General features: G+C 72.7%; 4 protein-coding genes. 2 read left to right on the forward strand and 2 right to left on the reverse strand.

Annotation, left to right across the window (positions count from 1 at the left end; all coding sequences use genetic code 11):
• Positions 1-2,111: CHASE3 domain-containing protein (locus tag D7X12_RS34390; protein ID WP_208719466.1), on the reverse strand; the 2,111-nt coding region annotated here is incomplete at its 3' end.
• 150 nt (positions 2,112-2,261) lie between these two features.
• Positions 2,262-3,167 carry a phosphatase PAP2 family protein gene (locus D7X12_RS34395; protein WP_167509081.1) on the reverse strand — a complete coding sequence of 302 codons (906 nt, stop codon included), beginning with the start codon at positions 3,165-3,167 and terminating at the stop codon, positions 2,262-2,264.
• Positions 3,168-3,436: 269 nt separating this feature from the next.
• Between D7X12_RS34395 and D7X12_RS34400 the strand changes: the two genes are divergently transcribed.
• Positions 3,437-6,673, forward strand: coding sequence for a PD-(D/E)XK nuclease family protein (locus D7X12_RS34400; protein ID WP_120629443.1), 3,237 nt, complete (start codon positions 3,437-3,439; stop codon positions 6,671-6,673).
• On the forward strand, positions 6,670-10,150 hold a 3,481-nt coding region (locus D7X12_RS34405), incomplete at its 3' end, for a UvrD-helicase domain-containing protein (protein ID WP_120629444.1). The genes D7X12_RS34400 and D7X12_RS34405, both read left to right, overlap by 4 nt.

Genomic DNA, 10,150 nt, shown 5'->3' on the forward strand with positions numbered 1-10,150 from the left:
GGCAGGATGAGGGTGAAGGTGCTGCCCTCGCCGGGGGTGCTGCGCACGGTGACGTCGCCGCCCAGGAGCCGCGCCAGGTCGCGGGAGATGGACAGGCCCAGGCCGGTGCCGCCGTACTTGCGGTGGGTGCTGCCGTCGGCCTGACGGAAGGCCTCGAAGATGACGTCCTGCAGCTCCGGGGGAATGCCGATGCCGGAGTCGCGCACGGAGAAGCCCACGAGCCCCGGGCCGGCGGTGGAGACGGTGAGCGCCACCTCGCCCTGTTCGGTGAACTTGAAGGCGTTGGCGAGCAGGTTCTTGAGCACCTGGCCCAGCCGCTGCGGATCCGTCTCCAGCGTAGGGGGCACGTCCGGCGCGACGGTGCAGGAGAAGTGCAGCGACTTCTGCTGCGCCACCGGCTGGAAGGCGCGGTCCAGGCCTTCCAGGAAGCGCCGCAGGACGACGGGCTCCGGCTGCACCTCCACCTTGCCCGACTCGATGCGCGACAGGTCCAGGATGTCGTTGATGAGGGCGAGCAGATCATTGCCCGCGGCGCTGATGGTCTGCGCGAACTTCACCTGCTCCGCGGTGAGGTTGCCCTCCTTGTTGTCCGCCAGCAGCTTCGCGAGGATGAGCGAGCTGTTGAGCGGCGTGCGCAGCTCGTGGCTCATGTTGGCCAGGAACTCGGACTTGTAGCGGTTGGTGCGCTCCAGCTCGGTGGCCTTCTGCGTGAGCGACACCTGCGCCAGGGCCAGGTCGTCGCGCTGGTTCTCCAGCTGGCGCGCCTGCTCCTCCAGCTGGGTGTTGGTCTCCTCCAGCTCCTCCTGCTGGGTCATCATCCGCATCTGGGATTCCTCGAGGACGCGGCTCTGCTCCTCAATCTCCTCGTTGGAGACGCGCAGCTCCTCCTGCTGGGCCTGCAGTTCCTCGGCCTGACGGCGCGTCTCCGCCAGCAGCGCTTCCAGGCGCGCGCGGTCATGCGAGGCGCGCACCGCGACGCCGATGGACGGGGACACCCGCTGGAGCAGCTCCAGGTCCGACGGGTGTATCGGCTGGAGGAAGCCCAGCTCCGCCACCGCGTTGACCTGCCCGTCCACGTGGATGGGGGCGATGAGGACGTGGCGGGAGGGGGCCTGGCCCAGGCTGGAGGAGACGGGCAGGTAGCCTTCGGGCACGTCGCGCAGGTGGAAGGCGCGGCCCTCCTTGAGGGCCTGGCCCACGAGCCCTTCGCCCGAGCGCAACAGGTCGCCCTTCGCCTCGAAGTCCGCGGGCAGCGCGTAGCCCGCGACGCGGCGGAAGCGGTGGTCCGTGTCCGCGAGGTAGAGCGCGCCCACCTGCGCCTCCAGCGTGGTGGCGAGCACGCGCAGCACGTTGTCGCCCAACTGCTCCAGGCGCTGCTCGCCCTGCATGGCCTGGGAGAGCGCGTTCTGACCGGATTGGATCCACGCCTCGATGCTCCGGGTGCGGAAGTCGCGCGACGCGATGTAGCCCGCCATTCCGATGAGCACGAGCAGCAGCGCGGAGCCAGCCCAGGTGACGAGCAGGAACAGCCGGGAGGACGCCTGGAACCCCGCGTTGCGCTCGGCGAGCAGCTTCCGCTCCTCCAGCTCCATCTCCTCCACGGTGTCGCGGATGTCCTTCATCGCGACGATGCCGCGGTCCTCCCTCACGACGGCGAGGGCCTCCCGGTTGTCGCCCTTCAGCTGCAGGTCGATGGTCTGCTGCAGCTCCGCGAACTTCACCTGGATGGCGCGCTCCAGCCGCGTCAGCCGCTGCTGCTGGGAGACGTTGTCGGCGGTGAGCTGCCTCAGGTGTTCGAGCCGACCGGGCAGGGAGTCCTTCGCGCTGACGTAGGGGTCCAGGTAGCTGGCGCCCCCCGTGAGCAGGAAGCCGCGCTGGCCCGTCTCCGCGTCCTTCACGGTGGACAGCAGCCCCTCCAGGCTCTCCACCACTTCCAGCGTGTGCGTCACCCGCGCGCTGGCCTCGCTGCGCGTCCGGAGCGTGCGGTAGGAGAGCAGGGCGATGGCGAGGACGGCCACCGCCGCCAGGGCGAAACCCACGAACGTGGCGCGAGGCAGGGCGGGGCCGAAGCGCGCGGCGCGCCGGGCGTCCTTCGCGGGGGACGGGGTCATGGGCATGGACACCACCCCAGGGCGCACGGGGGGACGATGGGCAGGATGAAGCGCACGGAGGGATCCGTCCGACGAAGGTGAACGGGTCGCCTACCATGTCGGGCCCGGAGCGCCGGGGTGGACCGGGGCGAAGTGTCGGCTGGAAGGCGGCTAGAAGGCGCCGGACACGCCCACCACCTGCCGTCCGACCGAGGGCGAGAGCGACAGGGAGGACGTCCGCGCCGCGTTCGGCCGGGCGTCATCGTCGGTGCGGCCGTGCAGGAGCAGGGGCACCGCGGCACCAAAGGCGCTGCCGATGACGGCGCCGGTGAGCACGTCGGACAGGTAGTGCTTGTCCGCGCCCATGCGCAGCAGGCCCACGGAGGCGGCGAGCGGCAGGCCCACGCCCCAGATGAGGCCCTGGTGCTTGTAGCCGCGCAGCGCGGCGACGGTGCCCGCGGACACCACCATGGAGAAGGCCAGGTTGGTGTGCCCGCTGTAGAAGGACAGGTTGTTGTCGGTGGGGTGCGCGGTGAGGCCCTTGGCGTCGTCGGGCAGCTGGTGGACGAAGGGGCGCTCGCGGCCCACGGTGAACTTCACGGCCTGGTTGACGACGGAGGCGATGACGGCGCTCTCCACGATGATGGTGGCGTCCTGGGCGAAGAACTCGCGGGACGCGCCGCTGCTGCGGCCCGCGGCGTACTGGGCGCCGAGCACGCCCAGGGGCAGGCCCGCGAACCCGATGACGTTGCTCCACGTGTCCGCGCGCTTGCGGGACTCGGGCGTGTTGCCCGCGAGCCCCCGGCCCCAGCGGTCCAACCGGTTGAGGGTGTCGGTGCCATCCGGAGCGCGGTCGCACCAGCGGCACTGCGCCGGGGCCAGGCTGCTCTTGAACACGGACTCGCTGGAGATCCACAGCACGCCCGCGGCGCCGGTGATGACGCCGTCGCGGGTCCAGTCGAAGCGCAGCGCGCGGGGCGTGTCCTGGGGGACGCTGGGGTCCTGGGCGAGGGCCGGCGACAGCGGCGCCAGGAGGACGAGCCAGAGGGCGGTGAGGGTCCGGAAGGAGGCGGTCATGGCGCGGCGGAGCATAAGGGCGCTCCGCCCCTTTCCGGCAATCCCGGTGTCGGGGCCCGGCGCGTCGCGGCCGCGTCCATGCTCCGCGCCAGCCAGTCGCCCAGGGCCTGCCGGCGTGGACATTCCGGGTCGGGTGTCGGGACCGCGTCTTCGGACTTCCCAGGTCTTGGAGGGCAGCAGGCGGGCAGCCAACGGGCCAGGGTGTGGGAATCCCTTGAAAGGAGCATGAAAAGGGCGCCCCTGGCCGTTCTAGAGTCCTGGCCCCCCGCATGTCCCGCCCCGGTCGCACACTCCACGTCTTCCCCGATGCCGCGCGCCGTCAGGCAGCCCTGCGGGCGGAGCGGCGTGCGCGTGGGATTGCCGTGGGGACCCACCTGCTCACGTGGGACGACTTCGTCCAGACGCTGGGAGGCGCGGGCGAACTCAACCGGCGGCCCTGTCCGGCGACCGCGGCCCGCGCGGTGGTGGCCGGGCTGGGGGCCTCGCTGGGGAGCACGCCGTTTGGCGACTACGTGCGCGAGCCCGCGTTCGCCCGGGCCGCGGCGGAGGTGTTGCTCGACCTGAAGGCCGGCCGCCTCTCCGCGCGAGAGCTTCAGGACGCCGCGGAGGTGCTGCCGCCGGAGCGCCGCACGCGTGTGCGGGTGCTGGCCCGGCTCTACCACCTGTACGAGCAGCGGCTGGCGGAGCTGGGGCTCGCGGACCGCGAGGACGTGCTCCGGGGCGCCCGCGAGGCGTTGGATCGGGGCGCGTGGCCGGCGGGTTGGGACGGGGTGACGGGGTTGGTGCTCCACGGCGTCTACGACGTGCGGCCGTCGAAGCTGGAGCTGCTCCTGGGGCTCGCGGCGGCGTGCGAGGCCCGGCGCGTATCGCTGCGCGTGGAGACGCCGGTGGGCGGCTCGCCGGTGGCGGACGCGGCGCTCGCGGCGCTGTTCCGGGCCTTCGAGAACCGGGGCGAGTCGATGCCCCACGTGGACCTCTTCAAGGCGGACGTGACGTTCGAGGGCCGGCCCTTCACGGACCTGGGACGGCACCTGTTCTCGCCTCGGGCCGCGCGCGACGTGTTGAAGGACGCGGTGCCGGGGCTGTCGGTGTGGAACGCGACGTCCGCGCGCGAAGAGGCCCGCAGGGTGGCCCGCGACGTGCGGCGGCTGGTCGCGGCGGGCAGCGCGCCGGGCGACATCGCCATCGCGTACCGGGACCTGGGCCCGGAGGCCGGCTGGCTCGCGGAGGCGCTGGGGGAGCTGGGCGTGCCGGTGCGCCTGCCCTGGGGCGAACCGCTCGCGCTCGCGGGCCCGGTGCGACTGGCGCTGGAGCTGCCGTCGCTGATGGAGGACGGCTTCCCGGCGGAGCGCGTGGCGGAGATCGTCGCCAGTCGCTACGTGCCCTCGCTGTCCCGAGGCGGCCCGGACGCGCCCGCGGCCCTCTTCGCGCTCGCCGCCGCGCGCGATGATCGGCTGGGCGCGACGCGAGGCAAGGGCGCCTATGACGTGCGCCTGGAAGGACTCGCGCGCCGGTTGCAGGCCCAGGGCGGCAGGCACAAGGAAGACGCGGTCCGCGTGATGGCCGTGCGCGCGCTGCGCGACCGGGTGATGCGGCTCATCGACGAATGCCGCCACATCCCGCAGGAGGGCTCTGCCGCGGAACTGGTCGCCGCGTGGTGGAAGGTCGTGGAGCGGCTGGGCCTCTTGGACTCCGCGGGCCCGCAGGAGCCGCGCGAAGAGGGCGGGCTGGGTGCCCGCATCGAGGACGCGAGGGCCCGGGACGACGCGGCGCTCGCGGCGTTCCGTCAGCGGATGGAGGACCTGCTGCGCTCGCTGCGCGCGGTGGGCGGCGGGCCGCGGATTACCCGGCGCACGCTGGGCCGGTGGCTGGCGGACACCCTGAAGGACGTGCACCTGCCCGCGCGAGGCCCCACGGCGGGCGCGGTGGAGGTGTTGGATCTGCGCGAGGTGCCGGGCCGCACCTTCCGTCACCTCTTCGTCGCGGGGCTGACAGAGGGTCGGCTCCCGGGCAGGGATCCGCCGTCGCCGCTGCTGGGCGACGCGGAGCGCGTGGCGCTCAACGTGCACCTGACCCGCGACGTGTTCCGGCTGACGGGAGGCGAGTTCGACGATCGCGCACCGTGGCGACTCACCGAGGACCGGCTGTTGTTCGCGAGCGCGCTCGCGGCGGCGGAAGCCACGCTGAGCCTGTCCTTCGCGGTGCAGGCGTCGGGGGGCCAGGAGCAGGTGCCCTCGGCGTTCCTGGAAGAGGTGCGGCGGCTCACCGGCCGTCACTGGGCCACGCGTGCGCTGTCGCCGGTGCTGCCGTTGGACGAAGTGCTCACGCCCGCGGAGCTGCGGCGCACCGTGGCGCTGGAGGCGCTGGCGAACGTCAAGCTGCGCGTCACCGAACCGGATCCTGCGGGCCCGCTCCTGAAGGAGCGCTTCGCGACGGACGACTGGTTCCGCACCGCGCGAGAGCTGGCCCACATGGAGGCCGCGCGCCTGCGCTTCTTCGGCAGCGAGGAGGAAGTTCCGGGCGAGTTCACGGGCGGCGTGCAGGGCCCCGAGCTGGAGCAGAAGCTGCGGGAGACGTTCCACTTCGGCCTCGAGCGACCGCTGTCCGCGAGCGCCCTGGCCCGCTTCGGCAACTGTGGCTTCCAGGGCTTCGTCGCGTACGGGCTGAAGGTGGCCGAACCCGTGGTGCCCGGCGAGGAGTTCGACGCCCGGGGGCGCGGCACCTTCTGGCACCGCGTGATGGAGGAGGTCTTCCAGGCGCTCAAGGAGCACAAGCTGCTGGGCCAGGCGCCGGAGGACATCCCGAAGGAGGTGCTGGAGAAGGCCGTGAAGAAGGCCAGCAAGCACTTCGAGGAGCTCCACCACGTGGGCCACCGCGAGCTGTGGAAGCTCGCGGGAGAGAAGGCGCACGCGATGGTCCGGCGCATCCTCACGGATCAGCGCCGGGGGCTGCCCTTTGATCCGCTGGTGCCGGAGGGCTTCGAGCTGAAGTTCGGCCCCGCCGCGAAGGACCCGCGCTGGGCCGACGTGAAGCTGATGGTGGCGGACGACGCCATCATCTTCGAGGGGCAGATCGACCGGCTGGACACGGCCGGCGTGGAAGTGGGCGTCATCGACTACAAGACGGGCAAGCTGGACAAGCGCACGTTGAAGGAGAACCTGCTGCTCTCCGACTTCCAGCTCCCGCTGTACCTCTACGCCGCGCGCGTGAGCGGCCACGTAGGGGCGCGCAACGCGGCGTGGTTCTCGCTGCGCACGGGCGCGACCATCCACCTGTCGGACGTGTTGCCGCCCGCGGAGCTGGAGGACCTCCTGTCCACGGACCCGGAGGTGCGCGAGCGCGTGGCGGAGGCCCAGGGGCTCAACCTGCCCAACGCGGTGGAGGCGCTGGTGAAGCGCCTGCGCAAGGGTGACTTCCCGGCGCGCCCCAACGACTGCGGACGCTGCGGCTACCGCGCGGTGTGCCGCATCACGGAGCGGCGCGTGACGGAGGAGGGGAGCGGATGAGCGACACCGCGCCCCACATGCTCGCGCTGGAGAAGAACCTGGCCCTGATGGCGGGCGCAGGCGCGGGCAAGACGTACAGCCTGGTGACGATGACGCTGCACCTGTTCGCGGGCGCGCGAGAGGCAGCCCCCGCGCTGCGGCCGTCGCGGCTGTGCATGCTCACGTTCACGGACAAGGCCGCCGCGGAGATGCGCAGGCGTGTCCGCGAGCGCCTGGACGCGCTGGCCCAGGGGGATGTTCCGCCGGACGCGGAGAAGGACCTGCGGGCATCGCTCGCGAGGCTGGAGCGTCCGTTCCCCACGCAGGACGAGTGGCGCAAGGTGCGCGAGGACTTGAGCGCCGCGACGGTGGGCACGTTCCACTCGCTCTGCGGTCAGCTCCTGCGCCGCGCACCGCCCGCGGTGGGCATCGATCCCGCCTTCGAGGTGCTGGACGAGCTGGAGTCTTCCGGCCTGCTGGAGGACGTCACCGAGCGCGTGGTGCTGGACGCGTTGGAGGGCGGCGACGCGCGGGTGCGCGAGCTGTGCGCGGAGCTGGGCTTCTCCGGTTCGGGCTTCTCCGACGGGCTCGTGGCCGCGCTGATGGACGTCTACCGCACGCTGCGCGAGGAGGGCCTGAAGGCGGCCACGGCGCGCGTGGGCGATGGCGTGGCGGACAAGGCGCAGCTCGAAGGGCTCATCCAGGACTGCCGCCGGCTGTGCGCCGAAGCCCGCGCACAGGACACCAAGGTCGAGTGGAGCGCGCTCCTGTCCGCGTGCGAGCGGGCGCTGGAGGGCATGACGCCGGACACGTTCCTCAAGACGGAACACTTCCCGACGCTGCGGAACGTGCTGCTGTCGGAGCCGCGCAACCTGGTCAACCTCCGCAAGGGCGCGGGCGCGTGCCTGAAGGAGCTGCTCTGGAAGGTGAAGGGCAAGAGCGACGGGTCGGTGCGGCGGCTGGAGGATGCCTACGCCGCGTGGCGCACGGCGCCCTTCGAGGAGACCTTCCGCGACCTGCTGGGGCAGGTGGAGACGCGGCACGACGCGGAGCTGGCGCGGCGCAACGTGTTCGACTTCACCTCGCTGCTGGTGAAGGCGCGCGACCTGCTGCGCGACCACCCGGAGTTCCGCCAGCAGGTGCAGGAGCGGCTGGGGGCCCTGTTGGTGGACGAGTTCCAGGACACCAACCGGCTGCAACTGGAGCTGGTGCTGCTGCTCGCGGAGCGGCGCGAAGGCGGGCCGCGCGAGCTGACGCCGGACGCGGACCTGGTGACCGCGCTGCCCCTGGAGCCCGCGTTCCTGTGCGCGGTGGGTGACCGCAAGCAGTCCATCTACGAGTTCCGTGGCGCGGACGTGTCCGTGTTCACGGTGCTGGCGAAGAAGATTGAGGACGAGGGCGGAGCGCGCGGCTTCCTCCAGCACAACTACCGTTCGCTGCCCGGCGTGCTGACGTTCTTCAACCGGTCCTTCGCCGGACTGCTCGTGGCGCGCGAGGCGATGCCCCGTCCGTTCGAGGTCGTCTACGAGGCGGCGACGGACGACCTGTCGCCCACGCGTCGGGACCTGGCGGAAGGGCCGGTGGTGGAGCGGCTCACGCTGCCGGAGGCCGACACCGCTCCGGAGCTGCGCGAGCACGAAGCGGACGCGGTGGCCCGGAGGCTGCGGGTGATGTTGGCGCCCGGCGCTCCGGCGACGGTGATGGCGGAAGACAAGAAGGGGCTGCGTCCCGCGCGCGGCGGCGACGTGGCCATCCTCTTCCGGACCTTCACGCACCTGGAGGAGTACCGGCAGGCGCTGATCCGCCACGGCGTGCCGCACCGGGTGTTGAGAGGCCGGGGCTTCTACGGAGCGCAGGAGGTGCGCGACCTCGCCTCGCTGCTGGCGCTCCTGGCGGACGCGGACGATGCGCTCGCGTTCGCCGCGGTGCTGCGCTCGCCGCTGGTGGGCCTGTCGGACGCGTCGCTGTTCCGGCTCGCGGGGGACCTGCCGCTGTCGCTCGGCTCGGCGCGACTGGTGGATGGGCAGGTGCGCGCCGCGATGTCCGCGCGCGAACAGGCCCGGCTGGCGTGCTTCCTGGATCTCATCCCCGTGCTGCGGCGTGAGCGGGATCGGCTGGGCGTGCACGCGCTGCTGCACTCGGCGCTGGAGGCCACGGGGTATCGCGAGGCGCTGGCGGGGTCGCCCTACGCGGAGCAGGCGAGCGCGAACGTGGACAAGCTGCTGTCCCTGGCGGCGCGGAGGGACGAGCGGGGAACGGGCGGCTGCGTGGCCTTCGCGCGCGAGCTGCGCCAGTTGGCGGACTCCGACCCCAACGAAGCGCAGGCGGACCTGATGGACGAGGGCGATCCGCGCGCCGTGCAACTGCTCACCATCCACCGGGCCAAGGGCCTGGAGTGGCCGGTGGTGGTGGTGCCCGGGATGGGCGGCCGGCGGCGCACCACGTCGGCCCGCGCGTACTTCGAGCGCTCGTTCGGCCTGGCGCTGCGGCCCTGGATGCCGGACTCGCTGGACACCTTCACCTCCGAGCGCTTCGAGGCGGTGCGCGCCGAGCTGAAGGCCCGCGAGGACGCTGAGTACCTGCGCCTGCTCTACGTGGCCCTCACCCGCGCGAAGGACCTGCTGGTGTTGTCGGGCGGCGAGGAGAAGCGCGCGGGCACCGACACATGGTGGCACCGCATGGACCGGCGCCTGGACGCGGATCCGGACCTGCGCGCGCTCGCGCACGACGTGGACGTGGAGCAGCTGCCACCGCCCGCGGATCCGGAGCCGGCCACCGCCGAACAGATGGCCCAGGCCCGCGCCCGCATGGAGTCCGCCCTGGCCCGCGTGTCCCTGGAGGCCGTCCGTGACGGATCCGACACGTTGGAGGACACCGGCGAAGACGACAGCGCTTTCGCCGACGCACCCGTGGTTGCGTCCGTGCGCGCGGTGCAGGACTTCCTCACGTGCCCGCGCCGCTACCACCACCTCCACCGTCTGGGGCTCACCGTCGGCTCGGAGCCCTGGGAAGCGGCCACGCAGGCGGCGCCGCTGCTCGTGGAGCCGGAAGGATGGCTGCCCGTGGAGCGTCCGGTCCAGCTGATGTCGCGGCTCCTGCGGGACGTGGATCTGTCCCTGGCGGGGCCGGATGCGGGGGCCTCGGAGCGCCGCGCGCACCTGGAGCACCTGCTGCGGAGCGCCGGGCGTGATCCGGAGGAGGACGACCTGGGCGACGTGCTGGCCACGGTGGAGCGCTTCCTCGGCACGGACTTCGCCCGGAGGCTCGCGGCCACGCCCGCGTCCACGGTGCACCGGGGGCTCGACTTCGTGCTGGACCTGGAGGACGGCGCCGCCGTGGAGGGCGTGGTGGACCTGCTCTGGGAGTCACCCGAGGGCGAGGCGGTGGCGGTCCTCCTGCGCCCGGGCGCTCGCCACCCCCTGGGCCCGGCCGCGTGTGCGCATGAGCTGACGGCCCTGGCCCTGGCGGCGGCGCGGATGGTGCGGGACGGGGTGCCCG

Source organism: Corallococcus sicarius, assembly GCF_003611735.1.
Classification (GTDB): Bacteria; Myxococcota; Myxococcia; order Myxococcales; family Myxococcaceae; genus Corallococcus; species Corallococcus sicarius.

Bases quoted from the DNA above. Each gene is read 5' to 3' on its own strand.
- D7X12_RS34395 (WP_167509081.1), bottom strand. From the start codon at position 3,167: ATGACCGCCTCCTTCCGGACCCTCACCGCCCTCTGGCTCGTCCTCCTG.
- D7X12_RS34400 (WP_120629443.1), top strand. From the start codon at position 3,437: ATGTCCCGCCCCGGTCGCACACTCCACGTCTTCCCCGATGCCGCGCGC.